This is a genomic window from Bacillus sp. LL01 (assembly GCF_001037965.1).
In genome coordinates this window covers 1-17706 of record NZ_LFEL01000016.1, presented here as the reverse complement: position 1 = coordinate 17706, position 17706 = coordinate 1, and the positions used below count along the sequence as shown (strand labels likewise).

Genomic DNA, 17706 nt, shown 5'->3' with positions numbered 1-17706 from the left:
ATCCGGTATTAGCTCCGGTTTCCCGAAGTTATCCCAGTCTCACAGGCAGGTTGCCCACGTGTTACTCACCCGTCCGCCGCTGACTTCTTAAAAGCAAGCTTTTAAGAAGTCCGCTCGACTTGCATGTATTAGGCACGCCGCCAGCGTTCGTCCTGAGCCAGGATCAAACTCTCCAATAAAGAGTTTGAGCTTTTGCTCAAAATTTGCTAGCTTGTCTTACTTTTCGTTCATTTGTTAATCCCGTAGGATCAACGTTTGACGCTGTTGTTTTGTTTAGTTTTCAAAGAACTCTTTTTCGTCGTTCTCTCGAAGCGACTTTATTATCTTACCACATACTCTCGAAACAAGTCAACAACTTTTAAAAAGTATTTTTGAACTGTGTAATCGGTCGTTTGTGACAACGAAATCTAATATACCATTTATTTTAATGTGGAGTCAATGATAAAAATAAAAAAACCCTCTTTATTTTGATGAGGGCAGTTTCAGGTGGAATATTCCTTTTTTATATTAGTTTCTGAAATATCATGCACCCTTATAATATATACATTTGAATGATTACTAATGATATAACACCTGGTATCCCCAACAGACCAGAGATTGCAGCTGTAGCAGGATTGATTGGTACGTGAATACCCATTGAGTTCCCAAAGGCATTCAAAAAGAATAAAAAGAGTGCACCAATCATTACTTTTATAAGCGCCTGTCCGGCGAAGCGCAACGGTTTGATTGGCGTGCCTACCAACAGAACGAGCAAGATCAACCCACCTATCAATCCTATTACTAATAAAGGTTCCATATTGTTTCCTCCTCTTGCCAGCTTGTACTAAACTATATGAAAGGCCCTGACAAATAAGAACTTGCTATGCGAATTTCTAAAGCTGTCAAGGATGAAACAAAAAAAGTAGCTGAGAGAAAACCCTCAGCTACTTTTTCACCATACGTGTACGGACTTCCCTTAATAGGAAGAGATATTTAGCTTCTGCAACTTTCAATTGGCAGATTACTTCTTCTGAGGGGTCCACACTCTTATCCACCAGACTCTTCTGTTTCGACCAGCGGTTTTTACATTCTTCTGTTGTATCCATTAACTTGACATCGAACATTTTTTTTAAGCGATCTTTTTTACGAAAGAACATAGGTTGTGTTAACCCCTTTACCAATTAAGTCATTGCATGTAACCTTGGCTTACTAATGAATGAATATAAGGGAAAAGTATTTGTTAGATTTCCCGTCTTCCCTCAAGGGCTTTCGATAGTGTCACTTCATCTGCATATTCTAGATCCCCGCCAACAGGAAGTCCATGAGCAATACGAGTCATTTTTATTCCGGATGGCTTTAATAGTCTGGAAATATACATGGCGGTCGCTTCGCCTTCTATATTGGGATTGGTTGCAAGAATTAGCTCCTGCACTTCATCATCCTGCAATCGTTTGATAAGTTCTGGAATCTTGATATCTTCCGGTCCGATACCATCCATTGGGGAGATTGCCCCATGCAGGACATGATATAGACCGTTATAGTCCCTCATCTTTTCCATTGCAATTACATCTTTGGTTTCCTGCACAACGCATATAATTGTTCTATCTCTTCTATTATCTTCGCAAATATAGCAAGGGTCCTTGTCGGTGATATGTCCACACACAGAGCAATAGGAAAGATTTCTTTTTGCATTTACGAGTGCTTTTGCGAAATCCAGTACGGTGTCTTCTTTCATGTTAAGTACGAAAAAAGCCAGACGAGCGGCCGTTTTTGGGCCGATACCTGGCAATTTCATAAAGCTGTCGATCAGCTTTGATATAGGCTCAGGATAGTGCATAAAGGTCCTCCTAGAAAAGTCCTGGCATGTTCATTCCTTTAGTGAATTGACCCATAGTGTCATTTGTTAGCTCTTCCATTTTCTTAAGAGCGTCGTTAGTTGCTGCTAAAACCAAGTCTTGTAGCATTTCAATATCTTCTGGGTCTACTACTTCTTCTTTAATATTTACTTCGATGATTTCTTTCTGTCCATTTACAACAACTGTAACCATACCGCCACCAGCAGTACCTTCCATTGTCTTTTCTGCCAGCTCTTCTTGAGCTTTCGCCATATCCTTTTGCATCTTTTGCATCTGTTTCATCATTTTTTGCATGTTACCCATTCCGCCGCCACGCATCATAATAAATTCCTCCAATACTAAATTTATAGTGTACTTTTTTATTCTTTTATTTCCACAAGGTCAGGACCGACGAGTTTTTTCGCTTCCTCAATGAAAGGGTCGTCCTTTGCCTCGTCGCCCTCTTCATCACTTTTTTGTCCGCGAATGAATCCTTCTCTTATCTTCAGCCATTCTTCTTCAGGAACGGCCAGCATATCATAAGACTTGCCGGTAAGCTCAAGGATGATTTGCTCCAAATTCTGCTTGACCGGTTCATCGGATGCCATTTTGCAATGTATTTCATATTTAAACTTTAACACAAAAGCACTGCTAGCTGCAGCTACAGGTTCGCTATCGGTCAACAAGGCTGCATGGGATACTTTATTCTGCTTCCGTAATGCTTCCAATAATTGTGCCCAACTGCCCTTGATGCTCTCTAGATCCCCTCTTGTTGCCTGCTTTAGTACTTCTTGAATACGACCGCTAGCAGGCTTGAACCCGTTTCTGGACCCTCCACCGCTTCTTGCTGGCCCCTTACTTGCTGCAGGTGTCTTCGCTGCTCCGCCTACATTCCCTGCGACAAGCTCCTTCACTTTGCTTTCGAGCACCGTGATTTTCTTTTGCAAAAGATTCACCTGATCTTGATTTGCCGCTTCCTTTGTGGAGGCTTCAAGCTGACAAAGCTTTACTATAGCCACTTCTAGGTAAATACGTGGATGGTTTGTCCATTTCATTTCCTGCTGGCTTTTATTCAGGATATCAATCGTTTCATAGATTGTCTCCGCCGGGATTTCCTCGGCAAAACGTTGAAACGCCTCATCCACCTGTACTCTGTCCAATATCTGTTCAAGATTCGGTGCCGTTTTATATAAAAGCATGTCACGGTAATAGAAGATGAGATCTTCCAAAAATCTTGCGGGATCCTTGCCGGATTGGAAAACCTGATGCAGGGAATCCAGCGCCTCTGCCACATTTTTATGATACAAGCCATGTACAATATCTGTTATGAAGGTTTGCGAGACAGACCCAGTAATGGCAAGTGCATCTCCGATGGTCAACGTCCCGTCGCTAAAGGAGATTGCCTGGTCCATCAGGCTGAGGGCATCCCGCATTCCACCCTCGGCCGCTCGAGCAATGACAGCCAGAGCTTGTGGCTCCGCTTCTATTGCTTGAGCCTGTAAGACAGTAGATAACCTTCCGACAATCGACTCCCCTGTGATTCTTTTAAAATCAAACCGCTGACAACGCGAGATGATCGTCAAAGGAATTTTATGAGGCTCTGTTGTAGCCAGTATAAAGATGACATGTTTCGGAGGTTCTTCTAGTGTCTTTAGTAACGCGTTAAACGCTCCGATGGAAAGCATATGTACTTCATCTATAATGTAAACTTTATATTTGACTGAACTTGGAGCATATTTGACTTTGTCCCGGATATCACGGATTTCATCGACTCCATTGTTGGAGGCCGCATCAATTTCTATGACATCTGAAATGGACCCATTTGTAATGCCTTTACAGGAAGGGCATTCATTGCAGGGTTCAGCAACCGGTGCATGTTCACAGTTCACCGCTTTGGCAAGAATTTTGGCCGCACTTGTTTTTCCTGTTCCTCTTGGACCGGAGAACAAGTAGGCATGGGAAAACTTCTGTTGAAGCAGGGCGTTTTGTAAGGTTTTGGTTATATGTTCTTGTCCCACAACATCTGCAAACAGCTGCGGTCGAAAAACACGGTATAAAGCTTGATATGCCACCAATATGCCCTCCTTCTTTTTTATCCTCTTTCATTATACCGTATGGCTTGGGTAAAATAAAATGTTTGTTCCATGTCATCGTTATTAATTCGTTGTATAGTTTGACCGTTTCTTTTCGCTGCAGGCACTCGCTTTCCGCGGGGCGGTGCTTGAGCCTCCTCACAACGCTTCAGGGGTCTCAACCTACCGCTACCTCCCGTCGGAGTCGAGTGCCTTCCGCTCCAATACACTCTTTTCTATCATGAAAAAAACTCACCCCGGAAACCGAAGTGAGTTTGATTACTATTATTAAACTGCCGTGCACCTTCCGTCGATTAGTCACCATAAGCGTTACTCAAGCAGTTAGCTCGACCCAGGCAACCCTGCGGCACATGAGAGAGTCCGCTTAATGCTGCTTCCTTCCGGACCTGACATGGTTCACGAGTTCCCATTGCGCAGGACCCAGGTGTCAACACCACTTACTTGAGGCAGACCCTACAGCCTACTAACCTCGAGAAGGGATTCAGCCTCGCTAGAGCGGATTGCGAGTATAGGGCACCGCTACCTCCCCGCTTAGCACGACAAAATTAAAACCATAAGTTGGTTGCGCCATTAACTCGACGCATAATTTAGTATAAAGGGTAACATCAAAAAATGCAACCATCTACACCTGTAAATATTTAGGTTGCACTATCGGCTTGCTGTTTCTTTTCTTTCTTTTCCTGGCGTAATTTGCGGAAGAAGGAAGATAAGAGCTCTCCGCATTCGTCTGCAAGCACGCCGCTCACAACTTCGGTCTGATGATTGAACCTGTCATCCTGTAAGAGATTCATCAACGTACCTGCACATCCCGCCTTCGGATCTCTTGCTCCGTACACCACTTTTTTCACCCGTGACTGAATGATGGCCCCCGCGCACATCGGGCACGGCTCAAGTGTCACATATAAAGTGGCATTCTCTAGTCGCCATGTTTTCAGTGCTTCACAAGCCTTGTCTATAACAAGTATCTCCGCGTGCGTAATGGAACGCTGCGTCGTTTCCCTTAAGTTATAGGCGCTTGCAATCACTTCCCCCTCCAGGACAAGCACGGCACCAATTGGAACTTCCCTTAAGGCTTCGGCCTTTTTTGCCTCCATAATAGCAAGGTTCATGAAATGTTCATCCTGCATATATATATTTCCTTTCTTTAACTTCCTGGTTTATATTCTCGTCCACTTATCCATAGACTAACCTTTGCGAGGTGATAAAACATGTTGGAGCATTCCGCTTTACTAATTATAGATATTATCAATGATTTTCAATTTAAGCACGGAAAAGCTCTGGCGGAGAAATCCGCGATAATTTGTCCGAATATCGTGAGACTAAAAAAAATGATGCAAAAGAGGAAACGGCCAGTCATCTATATCAATGACCATTATAACCTATGGCAGGCCGACTACGATAAAATCATGGACAAATGCACAAACTCTCTCAGTGCACCGATTATTGAAGCACTCCAGCCCACCGATCAAGATTTTTTCCTGATAAAGCCGAAGCACTCCGCTTTTTTTGGTACAGCCCTACATACGCTACTCTCACAGTTGAAGGTCAAAAACCTTATTCTAGCTGGAATAGCAGGTAACATTTGTGTGCTGTTTACGGCAAACGATGCGTACATGCGCGAGTTTGGACTTTGTATTCCTAACGATGCTATTGCATCAGCTGATGAACAGGATAATGAGTATGCCTTGAGGATGATGGAAAATGTTCTTAAAGCCGATGTACGTCCTACAGAAAAGTTACTATCTGACACATGAGTTTGTAGCATGAACCCCCCCTCTCCTTCATACATTGATAAAGGAGAATGAATAGGAGGGACGAACCATGCAAATTCATGTCGTAAGCCAAGGACAGACTCTAACAGGGATTGCACAGGCCTATGCCACCACCCCTGCTGATATCATTGAAGCGAACGACCTTCCCAACCCTGATAGATTGGTTGTAGGGCAGGCGTTGGTCATCCCTATAGTAGGCCGCTTTTATTTTGTCCAACAGGGAGATACGATCTTTTCAATTGCGAGAAGATATAATATGACACCCGAACGTTTAATAGAAGTCAACCAACTGAATCCCGCTACACCTTTACGGGTCGGATTACGGCTATATATCCCACCACAGCCGAAACGGGAGGCGGAAATAATTGCGTATGTCGAGCCACGCGGGGATACGGTTTCAGAGGAACTTCAACAGAGTTCCCGAAACGCAGCCCCTTATTTGACGTATCTTGCTCCCTTCAGCTTTCAAGTTCTGCGGGATGGATCCCTTAAAGAGCCGCCCCTTACGAACCTTCCCCAGATTGCCGCACAAGACAATGTCATCTTGATGATGGTGCTCACTAATCTTGAGGAAGACGGATTTAGCGATGAACTAGGAAAGGTCATCTTAACAGACATGAATGTTCAAAATAAATTTCTGGATAATATAGTCGCCACAGCGAAAAAGTATAATTTCAAGGATATCCATTTTGACTTTGAATACTTGCGGCCAGCGGATCGGGAGGCCTACAACACCTTCCTGCGCAAAGCCCGGGATCGGTTCAAACAGGAAGGGTGGCTCATTTCCACCGCACTTGCCCCGAAAACAAAAGCTGATCAGAAAGGCAAATGGTATGAGGCACATGATTATAAAGCTCATGGAGAAATCGTGGACTTTGTTGTCATTATGACGTATGAGTGGGGGTATAGCGGTGGCCCTCCAATGGCTGTGTCCCCCATCGGTCCGGTCCGCGAAGTGCTGGAATATGCGATAACGGAAATGCCAAGTGAGAAAATCATGATGGGACAGAACCTATACGGTTACGACTGGACACTTCCATTTACGCCAGGTGGTGAGTTTGCCAAAGCGATCAGTCCGCAGGCTGCCATTCAGCTTGCCGCAGACAATAATGTCGCCATCCAATACGACGAGGAAGCTCAAGCCCCGCATTTCAACTATTTCAAGGATGGCAAGGAACATGAAGTATGGTTTGAGGACGCCAGGTCCATCCAAGCAAAATTCGACCTCATCAAGGAACTCAACCTAAGGGGCATCAGCTATTGGAAACTGGGGCTTCCTTTTCCGCAGAATTGGTTGCTCATTACAGATAATTTCAATGTAGTAAAAAATCCAACAGAACGTTTTTATTACTTCTATTGAGTCTATATTGCATAAGCCGAGGTGGCTCAAAAGGTTGATTAAGGTTTTTCTATAGTATGAGACTGAGTAAAATCAGTCTTTTTTCTTTGCACAGAAATTCATCCACCACATACACCACATCTATGATAGAATATTTATTGTCTGTCAAAATATAGATTTTTGCTTACGTTTGTAAAGGGGGCATCCTGGTGCACGCAACACCATTTATAACAGTAGAAGGACCTATCGGGGTCGGAAAAACCTCGCTCGCGAAAAAGATCGCTGAGGAGTTCCAATATCATTTATTGAAAGAAATAGTAGACGAAAATCCTTTCCTTGGAAAGTTTTATGAGAACATTGATGAGTGGAGCTTTCAAACGGAAATGTTTTTCCTTTGTAATAGATTCAAACAACTCGAAGATATCGATCAGCATCACCTGAAAAAGCATACACCTGTTGTTGCGGATTACCATATCCTAAAGAACCTAATTTTCGCAAAACGGACATTAAAGGACAAGCAGTATGAAAAGTACTTGCAAATCTATGATATTCTGACAAGTGATATGCCAAAACCGAATGTCATCATTTACTTGAACGCAAGTCTGGACACGCTATTGAATAGAATTGAAATGCGTGGCCGCGATATGGAGAAGAAAATTGATCCACTTTATCTACAACAGCTTAGTCTGGACTATGATGAAGAGATGGACCGCCTCGAAAACCAATATCCTTCTTTGCCTATACTGCGCTTCAACGGAGACGATGTTGATTTCGTACAACGAGAAGAAGACCTACAACGTATCTTCCAACAGCTGAAAGATACCTTGCAAAAAGGAGTTAACGTGTAATGAATTTACGTCAAAAATACGGCATCCCCTCCAATGCAGTGATCACCATTGCCGGCACAGTGGGAGTCGGAAAATCTACCATGACGAACGCCTTGGCGAATGCCCTTGGTTTTCGTACATCCTTTGAAAAAGTGGATACAAATCCATATCTGGATAAATTTTATGCCGATTTTGAAAGATGGAGCTTTCATTTACAGATTTACTTTCTGGCCGAACGCTTCAAAGACCAGAAAAAAATCTTCGAATATGGTGGAGGATTCATCCAAGACCGTTCCATCTACGAGGACACCGGCATCTTTGCCAATATGCATTATGAAAAAGGGACGATGACGCAGGTCGATTATGACACATACACCAGCCTTTTTGAAGCAATGGTGATGACACCATATTTCCCTCACCCGGATCTATTGATCTACCTAGAAGGAAGCTTAGATGATATTCTCGGACGTATCCAGGAACGTGGGCGCCCGATGGAACAGCAGACACCTATCTCCTATTGGGAAGAAATGCACGAGCGCTACGAAAGATGGATTAACAATTTCCATGCTTGCCCTGTCTTGCGGTTAAACATTAACGAGTACGATGTACTGAAGAATTCCGATTCCGTTGAACCGATTATCGAAAAGATCTCCCACCACATGAAGCAATCGCAATTATTGAAAAAATAGTATGTAACAGCCTTATCAAAAGACCCGGTAAATTGCCCGGTCTTTTTTTTGTCTAAAAACTTATGCTGAACGGAAAAACCAGTTGATTGAAGTGGAAGGTGCGTAGACTCCCGCGGGAGGAAGGGGCAGGTGAGACCCCGCAACGAAGGAGGGCACTGAAAAACTGAAAAAGAATTGTTTTTAATGGTTTCTAGCTGTGGATTGGAGCAAATAGCGTAGACTCCTTGAAAATGCGAGCATTTTCTGCGTGCGATGTATCGCTGCCGTAGCCATCCTTGTCCTGCAGGGGAGTAGCGACAATCTTGAGACCCCGCAGGGCGCAGCCCGAGGAGGCTCACGGACCGCCCGCAGGAAAGCGAAGCACCTGCAACGGAAATCAACCGCTCTAAGATAACCATGTTTGTTATAACTCTGTAAGTCAGCAAAAAAAATAAGCCGCCCAATTCGGACGGCTTACACATTGCCTATAAAGATGACGTCGCTTCATCTTTGGCAATAAAAAAGTCGTTACTTCTCCATAATGTAACGAACATACTCCAGTTTATGCGCTATAGATATAAAACCTAATTTAAAAATCAATGGCGGAGGAAGAGGGATTCGAACCCCCGCGGGCTTTGACACCCCTGTCGGTTTTCAAGACCGATCCCTTCAGCCGGACTTGGGTATTCCTCCGTATCGACAAAAAGTAATATATCATATTTGAAAATGCAATGTCAACAAGAAGAACAGAAAGGAAAGGTATTTTTCACCCTATCCTTCCAATGTTCACTATTTAGTCAAAAATTCTTTTCCACCCATGTAAGGACGCAATACTTCCGGAATCACTACAGAACCATCCTCTTGCTGATAGTTTTCGATGAGTGCTGCCACCGTACGTCCGATTGCAAGTCCAGATCCATTCAATGTGTGCACATGCTCCGGTTTCCCTTTTGGATCTCGGCGGAAACGGATGCCTGCACGGCGTGCTTGAAAGCTCTCGAAATTACTACAAGAAGAAATCTCACGGTATGTTTCCGCACTTGGAATCCATACTTCAATGTCATATTTCTTGGCTGCTGTAAATCCTAGATCCGCTGTACACATGCTCAAGACTCTGTAAGGAAGTCCAAGCAGTTGTAACACTTTTTCAGCATTCCCAGTCAACTTCTCGAGTTCTTCATAAGATTCTTCCGGCTTTACAAACTTCACAAGCTCGACTTTATTAAACTGATGCTGACGGATTAGCCCGCGAGTGTCACGCCCCGCAGAACCAGCCTCAGAACGGAAACAAGCACTGAATGCCGCATAATTGATCGGCAGCTGGTCGCCGTTTAATATCTCGTCACGATGCATGTTCGTGATAGGCACCTCTGCTGTTGGTACCAGGAAGTAATCCTCTTTTTCAATCAAGAAAGCATCTTCTTCGAATTTAGGCAACTGACCTGTCCCCGTCATGCTCGCTCGGTTTACCAGGTAAGGTGGTAGCACTTCTGTATAACCATGCTCATCCACATGCAGGTCCAACATAAAGTTGAACAGTGCTCTCTCTAATCTTGCACCCAAGCCACGATAGAAAACAAAGCGGCTTCCTGTCACTTTTCCAGCCCGTTCGAAATCCAAAATGCCAAGCTCATTCGCGATGTCCCAATGCGCTTTCGCTTCAAATCCGAAGCTTGGAACCTCTCCCCATTTGCGGACTTCTACATTGTCATCTTCTGTTTCTCCAACAGGAACACTTTCATGAGGAATGTTTGGGATAGACAGGAGCAATAGCTCCAAAGCTTCTTCCACTTCTCTTAGTTCCTCATCGAATTCCTTGACTTTGTCTCCCACTTCGCGCATTTCCTTAATCAGATGATCTGCATCCTGCTTTTCACGTTTCATGGCAGCAATCTGTTGGGAAACCTCGTTACGCTTGCTTTTCAGCTGCTCCGTTTGTACCAGAAGGTCCCTTCTTTTCGCATCCAGCTCTTCAAAGCGGTCCAGATCAGAAAGATCCTCCCCTCTGTGCTGAAGCTTCCCTTTAATCTCTTCAAAATTGGCACGCAATAACTTTAATTCCAACATAATAGTTCCTCCTTTTTTTATTCTAAAAATATAACCCAAAAGGGTAGGGGTATCACAGCATCCCCCTGGTGATTGTAGTGCAAGGTATGAGACTCCGGCGGGAGGTAGCGGTAGGTTGAGGAGACCCATGAAGCGTTGTGAGGAGGCTCAAGCACACGCCCCGCGGAAAGCGAATACCTGGAACGGAAATCAACAGGGAGTTCATCGAGAATTCTCCGTTTGAAAACACAAAAAACCCCCGTCCCCTAATAGGGACGAGAGTTGAATTCCCGTGTTGCCACCCTTGTTGAAAAAGACCTATCGCCTTCTCCCACTTCATTCGATAACGGTAATAATCTTACCGATTTGACTTACTATGCCACTAAGGCAATTCGGCCAAGTGCTCAAGGATGGATTCACAAGTGTCATACATCGGTTTTCACCAGCCACCGACTCTCTTTTGGTATGTGCAGCATGCTACTTTTTCCTATCAACGCTTTAGCAATATTTTCTTATTAGATAATCTACTACAAGTTTCTCTTTCATGCAATAGTTTTATACCTAATTATTTGGACTCTTTCACCATATTGACGAAATACTGTGTAATACGGTGGTCCTCTGTCAATTCCGGATGGAATGAACATCCAAGAAATTGTCCTTGGCGTGCAGCGACTATCCGACCGTTATGTTTGCAAAGCACTTCCACATTTTCTCCGACTTCGACAATATGCGGCGCGCGGATAAACACTCCGACAAAATCCTCTGCAACACCTGCAATATCCAGCTCCGCTTCAAAGCTGTCCACCTGACGGCCGAAAGAGTTACGTTCCACTTTCGCATCCATAAAAGCCAAGTGCGGCTCTTCATAGCCAACAATCTCATTTGCAATCAGAATGAGCCCGGCACATGTACCAAACACAGGCTTTCCACTTGCACCGAACTCTCTCAATGGCTGCATGAAGGAATACTTATCAATGAGTCGGCGCATTGTGGTACTCTCGCCGCCTGGAATGATCAGGCCATCTATTTCAGTGAGCTGCTCCGCTCTTTTCACTACAATTGCTTCTGCTCCAGATGCTTCAATGGATCGTACATGTTCCCGAACTGCACCTTGAAGTCCCAAGACTCCAACCTTCACCATACGTTAAAACTCCTTTACTTACCAGCCACGCTCTTGCATGCGATTTTCAGGTAATAGTGTAGAGATTTCGATACCTTTCATTGCAGTTCCCAATCCTTTGGATAGGCTTGCAATCAATTCATAATCTTCATAGTGAGTAGTTGCTTCCACGATTGCACGAGCAAACTTAGCAGGGTTCTCGGATTTGAAGATACCAGATCCAACAAATACCCCATCACATCCCAATTGCATCATCAATGCTGCATCAGCTGGAGTTGCAATTCCACCTGCTGCGAAGTTGACAACTGGTAGACGGCCATTACGCTTGATTTCAAGAAGTAACTCAAATGGAGCTCCTAAAAGCTTAGCCTCTGTCATCAATTCATCTTCGTTCATCCCTACCACTTTACGAACTTGTGCATTCACTTTACGGATATGACGAACCGCTTCTACGATGTTTCCTGTACCCGGCTCACCTTTTGTACGAAGCATGGAAGCACCTTCACCAATACGGCGTGCAGCTTCCCCTAGATCACGACAACCACATACGAAAGGTACTTTGTATTGGCGCTTGTCCAAGTGGTATTCTTCATCGGCTGGAGTCAATACTTCACTCTCATCGATGTAGTCCACACCCATAGCTTCTAATACACGAGCTTCTACGATATGGCCGATACGGGCTTTAGCCATTACCGGAATGGATACTGCCTTCATTACCTCTTCCACGATTGTAGGATCTGCCATACGGGCAACTCCACCAGCTGCACGAATATCAGCAGGAACACGCTCAAGAGCCATTACAGCAACCGCACCAGCTTCTTCCGCAATTCTTGCCTGCTCTGCATTAACAACGTCCATGATAACGCCGCCTTTTTGCATTTCCGCCATTCCACGTTTTACACGATCCGTACCTGTTTGATGTGTCATCGATTAGTCCTCCTATATGTATAAAAAAATTTTTTCATAAAATGGACCATGTCCATATAATTTACTAACACGCTCTTTATTTTACCTTAAATTTTAGAAAAATCCTAATAAAAAATCGAAAGATTACCCTGCCACTATTTAAAAAGATTCGGCTTTTGCGCTTTCTCTCTTCCTCCTAAGCATAACATCTCCCTTCAACGGAAGATTACACTAATGCTTAAGATAGACAAAATGCCCGAAAGTTCACCTGATTCAGGAGCGCTTCCAAGCATTTATATCAATTTAACAAAGTATATTAAAATAGACCCTTAACTGCTCCAACCACTGTGGACCATAGATCTGCAAAGAATCCACCAATTGCGCGCATGGAAAGCACAAACCAGTTCGCTTTCTCTACGCCTTCTTTGGTTACAAGGTCCACTTTGGCACCTTGTTCCTCAAACAGGTAACCAAGGTCTTCTTCTTCACCCGTATAGTTAACCGTCATGTGGCCTACTTTTGTACCTTCTTCAAAAGGTGCTGTAATCTCTTCTTCTTCATTTACTACTTCTTCATCAAACACATACAACGGCTCGAAACTCTCTTCTTCTCCGCGCTTGACCAGAACGTTCATTTCTTTACTGGTTTCCACTTCCACTTGCTTTTCTTTCCCTTTTACTACTTTCAAGTTAGAGTTCTTATCTACTTGGTAGTTAGATGGAAATACTTCTTTAAGCGAGTAGTTCGCAAAGCCATAATCAAATAGTTTTCTAGTTTCTGCAAAACGTGCTGTATCCTGAGGCTGGCCATCAGCATTTCTAGCATCCATTACTACGGAAATAAATCTCATGCCATCCTTTTCGATAGTTCCTGTAAAGTTGTATCCAGCAAAATCGGTAAAACCGGTTTTAAGTCCGTCTACTCCTTCATATTCCGAAATAAGGCCAGGTAGCATCCAGTTCCAGTTGGACATATCAATTTCATCATCTGTACCTTCTCTGAATTTTTTCTTCGGAATGCTTGCAGTTTCAAGAATTTCCGGGAAGTCTTTCAATAGATGGTAAGCAAGTTTAGCAGTTGCACGTGCAGACATTACATTTTCTTCATTTGCTTCTGTTCCATCCGGATGCATACCGTATAAATCTGCATTATTCAAACCTGTTGAATTAACAAATCTATAATCTTCCAGACCTAATTCTTCAGCCTTTTCGTTCATCTTTTTTACAAATTCTGTTTCCGTGCCAGCTACCATTTCCGCCAGCGCAATCGTTGCTCCATTGGCAGAATAGATTGCCATCGCTTCATAAAGTTCCTGTACATTGTAGGTCCCATCTCTACGAAGAGGTACATTGGAAAGACTGCGATCATGGGAGATGGTCCATACATACTCATTTACATTGTATTGATCATCTGTAGCAAGCTTCCCTTCACTGATCGCTTCAAGGATTAAGTACTCACTCATCATTTTGGTCATACTTGCGATCCCAAGAACGGAATCGATGTTCTTTTGGTAAATGATTTTTCCGGTGTTTTGTTCAAGAAGTAATGCAGCTTCTGCATTTATATCTAAATGGGGATTATTCCCCTCCGCTTTTACACCTTGTATCGAAAAAATGGTTGTTAGCATCACAATGGTTAGTAAACTAGCAATAACGCGTTGAAAGTTTTTCTTTGTCACAATTAAGTACCCTCCACATAATTTTTCACATAGTCGTTATTTTATCACACTATGTCGAAAAAAAATAGACAGAGAAAGACTACTTCTTCCTCTGTCTAATATAAGACTAAACACCTATAAAGCTAAATTATACGGAATAATTAGGAGATTCTTTGGTAATTTGCACATCATGCGGGTGACTTTCACGCAAGCCTGCGCCCGTCATCTTCACAAATTGCGCATTTTCTCTTAATTCCTGTAAGTCTTTTGTCCCGCAATATCCCATACCGGAACGCAGGCCGCCAACCATCTGGTAAATGGTGTCAGAAACAGGGCCTTTGTATGGAATACGGCCTTCTATTCCTTCTGGAACAAATTTCTTATTATCCTCTTGGAAATAACGGTCCTTACTTCCTTTTTCCATCGCACCTACTGAACCCATGCCGCGGTAAACTTTAAAGCGTCTACCTTGGAAGATCTCTGTATCTCCAGGGCTTTCAGACGTTCCGCCAAGCATACTGCCAAGCATAACCGCGTGCCCGCCGGCGGCAAGAGCCTTCACAATATCTCCGGAATACTTGATTCCCCCGTCCGCAATAATGGATACGCCTAATTTTCTAGCCTCTGTTGCACAATCATATACTGCTGTAATTTGTGGAACTCCAACACCAGCCACTACACGAGTGGTACAGATGGAGCCCGGCCCGATGCCCACTTTAATGACATTGGCACCAGCTTCTACCAAGTCACGCGTTGCTTCTGCCGTTGCAACATTCCCAGCAATAATGTTCACATTCGGATATTTATCTCTAATTCTCCTGACAGTATCAAGAACACCTTGAGAATGCCCATGTGCGGTATCCACAACAATGGCATCCACACTCTTTTGGACCAGTTTCTCCACACGAAGCATCGTATCTCCTGTTACCCCCACTGCTGCACCAACAAGCAGGCGACCTTGACTATCCTTTGCTGAATGTGGGAACTCAATAACTTTTTCTATATCCTTAATGGTAATAAGGCCCTTTAATATGCCTTCATCATCTACAAGAGGGAGTTTTTCAATTTTGTACTTTTGTAAAATGCTTTCCGCTTCTTCCAAAGTGGTTCCAACAGAACCTGTAACCAAATTTTCTTTTGTCATGACATCGGAAATTGGAATCGAGTAATCTTGGATGAATCGTAAATCACGATTCGTCAAAATTCCGACAAGTTTCTGCTCACCTTGATTGTTCACTATCGGAACACCTGATATTCTGTATTTCCCCATTAGGTGTTCTGCATCGAAGACTTGATGTTCAGGTGTTAAAAAGAATGGGTCGGTAATTACTCCTCTTTCGGAGCGCTTTACCTTGTCCACTTGTTCAGCTTGTTGCTCAATCGACATATTCTTGTGGATGATTCCCAAACCGCCTTGTCGTGCCATGGCAATTGCCATTTCCGCTTCCGTCACCGTATCCATCCCTGCACTGATTATAGGCACATTCAATTGCAATGTTTCCGTCAATTTCACTTTTAAATCAACATCTCGTGGTAATACCTCTGATTTGGCTGGCACTAATAGTACATCATCAAATGTTAAGCCTTCTTTAGCGAATTTACTTTCCCACATGACAAAATTTTCCCCCTTTTTATTCTCGATTATATTTATAGTAGAGTATCAACTGGACAAAATACTGTCAAGGACAGTAACATAAGTTTATTTTTTCTAACTATTCTTACTATATATTTTAGCAAGGACGTGGATTCGTTGACAGCTCCATTCTTACATCTATTCTACCCATTCCAATCTGTTGAAACCGCCCAGAAGTTGCTAAAGATCAGCTATCAAAAGCAGAAAATTGAACAATATGAACAAAAGAGTTACCAAAACGCCTACAGCTTCATTTATTATGTGGAACATGGATTGACCTATCTACATCAATCAAGTAATACCCCCACCTCCATTAAACCTGTCCTACTGTTTTATGGAATGGTTCAATTAATTAAAGCCTGTTTATTAACAGTGGATCCTCTATATCCTGAATCCACCTCTGTCCTGGCTCATGGTGTCTCCACCCGAAAAAGAAAAAAGCAAAGCTACGAATTTATCCAAGATGAAGTGAAAGTTCAAAAGAACGGACTCTTTTCGCACTTTAGCGACAAAATGTTCCATGTGAAACAAACAGAAGGAACAAAATATTCCATGCAGGATCTGCTTTTTTCCATCCCGGAACTAGAAACAACTTTAAAAATAACAAAAAATAAATCCCCATTTCTCCCTGTTGGAAAGGTGACGGAAGAGTTCATAAAGATTCCGTTCTCCATACTTGATGATTACAAAATGACGAAGGACCGTTTCACCCAATATTTTCTTAAACAGACTTTCTATGAATTAGACTCCGTGAAAGACGAATGTCTTCTTTTTAAGGAAACTAAAAACAATGCATCATTTAATTACTCGCCTTTGCTTTACAACTATGAAAAAAGTGCCCTATACATTCCACGGAAAAAGGAACAGCTAACCTTTTTCCCGGAAATACTTGCGCACTATCTCCTTTTATATAACTTAAGCATGATCTGCAGGTATGAAACGGAATGGTGGGGAGAATTGCTACATACTTTCAACAGCAGCGATCTTTCTCTCATCAACCAGTTTCTTGATGTCGCATACACCAAAATCCCTTTTTACTTGCATGGTTATCTGTTGAGTACGTTTGGAATCAATAGGGAGGCATAGAGGGCATAGCAGGTCTCCTCCCTTTTCTCGTGTACCCTGTGTGTGCCTCACGGTCCCCACGGCTCAAACTACGCATATCTTATCCTTTCACGAATTATGAAAACACAAAAAAACCAGCGCCTAATTTAATAAGCACTGGTCCTTTCCATTTGCCTGGCAACGTCCTACTCTCACAGGGGGAGATCCCCCAACTACCATCGGCGCCGCAGAGCTTAACTTCCGTGTTCTAGGCGACTTCATAGGAGCGGCGCATCTCTTCGTCAGCTCGGTCGGTCCGGTCCTCGTGTACCCGATGAACGTACACTCCGGTCCTCCCTCTTTCGCTTCCTTGACCTGCTTGCTCCTCTGAACCCGCCACTCGAACATATGTTATCTATCCAAAAAAGAACGTCGATTATTCTACCTAGTTGACCTTACGGTCACCACTCATGAAAACCCAAAAAACCAGCGCATAAGCACTGGTCTCTTTCATTTGCCTGGCAACGTCCTACTCTCACAGGGGGAGATCCCCCAACTACCATCGGCGCTGAAGAGCTTAACTTCCGTGTTCGGTATGGGAACGGGTGTGGCCTCTTCGCCATCATTACCAGACATATTCAGTTGAAGGTTGATCCTTCAAAACTAGATAATGTGTTCATATCAAGGTATTCCTATCGTTCAAATGTTTTGGGTTAAGTCCTCGATCGATTAGTATTCGTCAGCTGCACGTGTCGCCACGCTTCCACCTCGAACCTATCTACCTGAT

Annotated in this window: 17 protein-coding genes, 1 tRNA gene, 2 rRNA genes, 1 other RNA gene and 1 other annotated feature; of the genes, 5 read left to right on the top strand and 16 right to left on the bottom strand. The window is 43.4% G+C overall.

What is annotated here, in order from left to right:
- The 8 genes from AB685_RS21305 to tadA all read right to left on the bottom strand — a co-directional run.
- Positions 1 to 179 (bottom strand): 16S ribosomal RNA (locus AB685_RS21305); the annotation flags it as partial.
- A 353-nt stretch (positions 180 to 532) separates the two neighbouring features.
- The gene (locus AB685_RS21300) at positions 533 to 796 is read right to left on the bottom strand and encodes a pro-sigmaK processing inhibitor BofA family protein (protein WP_047972599.1); all 264 of its coding nucleotides are present in this window, start codon (positions 794 to 796) and stop codon (positions 533 to 535) included.
- A gap of 127 nt (positions 797 to 923) precedes the next feature.
- Entirely contained in the window at positions 924 to 1136 is a 213-nt protein-coding gene (locus tag AB685_RS21295; RefSeq protein ID WP_047972598.1) for a YaaL family protein, read from the bottom strand.
- Positions 1137 to 1219: 83 nt separating this feature from the next.
- Positions 1220 to 1816: a recombination mediator RecR gene (recR, locus tag AB685_RS21290; protein ID WP_047972597.1), complete on the bottom strand. Its 597-nt coding sequence runs from the start codon at positions 1814 to 1816 to the stop codon at positions 1220 to 1222.
- 10 nt (positions 1817 to 1826) lie between these two features.
- Positions 1827 to 2153, bottom strand: coding sequence for a YbaB/EbfC family nucleoid-associated protein (locus AB685_RS21285; RefSeq protein ID WP_128755924.1), 327 nt, complete (start codon positions 2151 to 2153; stop codon positions 1827 to 1829).
- A gap of 41 nt (positions 2154 to 2194) precedes the next feature.
- On the bottom strand, positions 2195 to 3886 hold the full coding sequence (gene dnaX, locus AB685_RS21280; protein WP_047972595.1) for a DNA polymerase III subunit gamma/tau: 1692 nt from the start codon (positions 3884 to 3886) through the stop codon (positions 2195 to 2197).
- A 296-nt stretch (positions 3887 to 4182) separates the two neighbouring features.
- An RNA gene (gene ffs / locus AB685_RS30520) (signal recognition particle sRNA large type) lies at positions 4183 to 4447 on the bottom strand.
- 98 nt (positions 4448 to 4545) lie between these two features.
- The gene (gene tadA / locus AB685_RS21275) at positions 4546 to 5034 is read right to left on the bottom strand and encodes a tRNA adenosine(34) deaminase TadA (RefSeq protein WP_047972594.1); all 489 of its coding nucleotides are present in this window, start codon (positions 5032 to 5034) and stop codon (positions 4546 to 4548) included.
- 81 nt (positions 5035 to 5115) lie between these two features.
- On the opposite strand from tadA, the gene AB685_RS21270 reads away from it, so the two are divergent.
- From AB685_RS21270 to AB685_RS21255, 4 genes are all read left to right on the top strand, one after another.
- Positions 5116 to 5661, top strand: a complete 546-nt coding sequence (locus AB685_RS21270; protein WP_047972593.1) for an isochorismatase family cysteine hydrolase — start codon at positions 5116 to 5118, stop codon at positions 5659 to 5661.
- A 67-nt stretch (positions 5662 to 5728) separates the two neighbouring features.
- Complete coding sequence (locus tag AB685_RS21265) at positions 5729 to 7039, top strand: glycoside hydrolase family 18 protein (protein WP_047972592.1); 1311 nt, start codon at positions 5729 to 5731, stop codon at positions 7037 to 7039.
- 188 nt (positions 7040 to 7227) lie between these two features.
- Positions 7228 to 7866, top strand: a complete 639-nt coding sequence (locus AB685_RS21260; RefSeq protein WP_047972591.1) for a deoxynucleoside kinase — start codon at positions 7228 to 7230, stop codon at positions 7864 to 7866.
- Positions 7866 to 8534, top strand: a complete 669-nt coding sequence (locus AB685_RS21255) for a deoxynucleoside kinase (RefSeq protein ID WP_047972590.1) — start codon at positions 7866 to 7868, stop codon at positions 8532 to 8534. The genes AB685_RS21260 and AB685_RS21255 overlap by 1 nt, the downstream gene beginning before the upstream one ends.
- Positions 8535 to 9113: 579 nt before the next feature.
- Here AB685_RS21255 and AB685_RS21250 read toward each other — a convergent pair.
- The 6 genes from AB685_RS21250 to guaB all read right to left on the bottom strand — a co-directional run bounded on the left by AB685_RS21250 (position 9114) and on the right by guaB (position 15854).
- A tRNA-Ser gene (locus AB685_RS21250) sits at positions 9114 to 9206 on the bottom strand.
- A gap of 96 nt (positions 9207 to 9302) precedes the next feature.
- Positions 9303 to 10580, bottom strand: coding sequence for a serine--tRNA ligase (gene serS / locus AB685_RS21245; protein WP_047972589.1), 1278 nt, complete (start codon positions 10578 to 10580; stop codon positions 9303 to 9305).
- A gap of 247 nt (positions 10581 to 10827) precedes the next feature.
- Positions 10828 to 11062: a binding site (T-box leader), on the bottom strand.
- Between the two features lie 62 nt (positions 11063 to 11124).
- A complete protein-coding gene (pdxT, locus tag AB685_RS21240) occupies positions 11125 to 11700 on the bottom strand; it encodes a pyridoxal 5'-phosphate synthase glutaminase subunit PdxT (RefSeq protein WP_047972588.1) in 576 nt (191 codons plus the stop codon).
- An 18-nt stretch (positions 11701 to 11718) separates the two neighbouring features.
- Positions 11719 to 12606, bottom strand: coding sequence for a pyridoxal 5'-phosphate synthase lyase subunit PdxS (gene pdxS / locus AB685_RS21235; protein ID WP_047972587.1), 888 nt, complete (start codon positions 12604 to 12606; stop codon positions 11719 to 11721).
- A gap of 295 nt (positions 12607 to 12901) precedes the next feature.
- On the bottom strand, positions 12902 to 14212 hold the full coding sequence (locus AB685_RS21230) for a D-alanyl-D-alanine carboxypeptidase family protein (RefSeq protein ID WP_047972600.1): 1311 nt from the start codon (positions 14210 to 14212) through the stop codon (positions 12902 to 12904).
- 178 nt (positions 14213 to 14390) lie between these two features.
- On the bottom strand, positions 14391 to 15854 hold the full coding sequence (gene guaB, locus AB685_RS21225; protein ID WP_047972586.1) for an IMP dehydrogenase: 1464 nt from the start codon (positions 15852 to 15854) through the stop codon (positions 14391 to 14393).
- 138 nt (positions 15855 to 15992) lie between these two features.
- Between guaB and AB685_RS21220 the strand changes: the two genes are divergently transcribed.
- Positions 15993 to 16961, top strand: coding sequence for a YaaC family protein (locus AB685_RS21220; RefSeq protein ID WP_047972585.1), 969 nt, complete (start codon positions 15993 to 15995; stop codon positions 16959 to 16961).
- A gap of 226 nt (positions 16962 to 17187) precedes the next feature.
- Here the strand turns inward: AB685_RS21220 and AB685_RS32425 are convergent, their stop codons facing one another.
- Complete coding sequence (locus AB685_RS32425; protein WP_277814302.1) at positions 17188 to 17319, bottom strand: hypothetical protein; 132 nt, start codon at positions 17317 to 17319, stop codon at positions 17188 to 17190.
- Between the two features lie 116 nt (positions 17320 to 17435).
- A 5S ribosomal RNA gene (rrf, locus tag AB685_RS21210) occupies positions 17436 to 17552 on the bottom strand.
- Positions 17553 to 17706 lie beyond the last annotated feature (154 nt).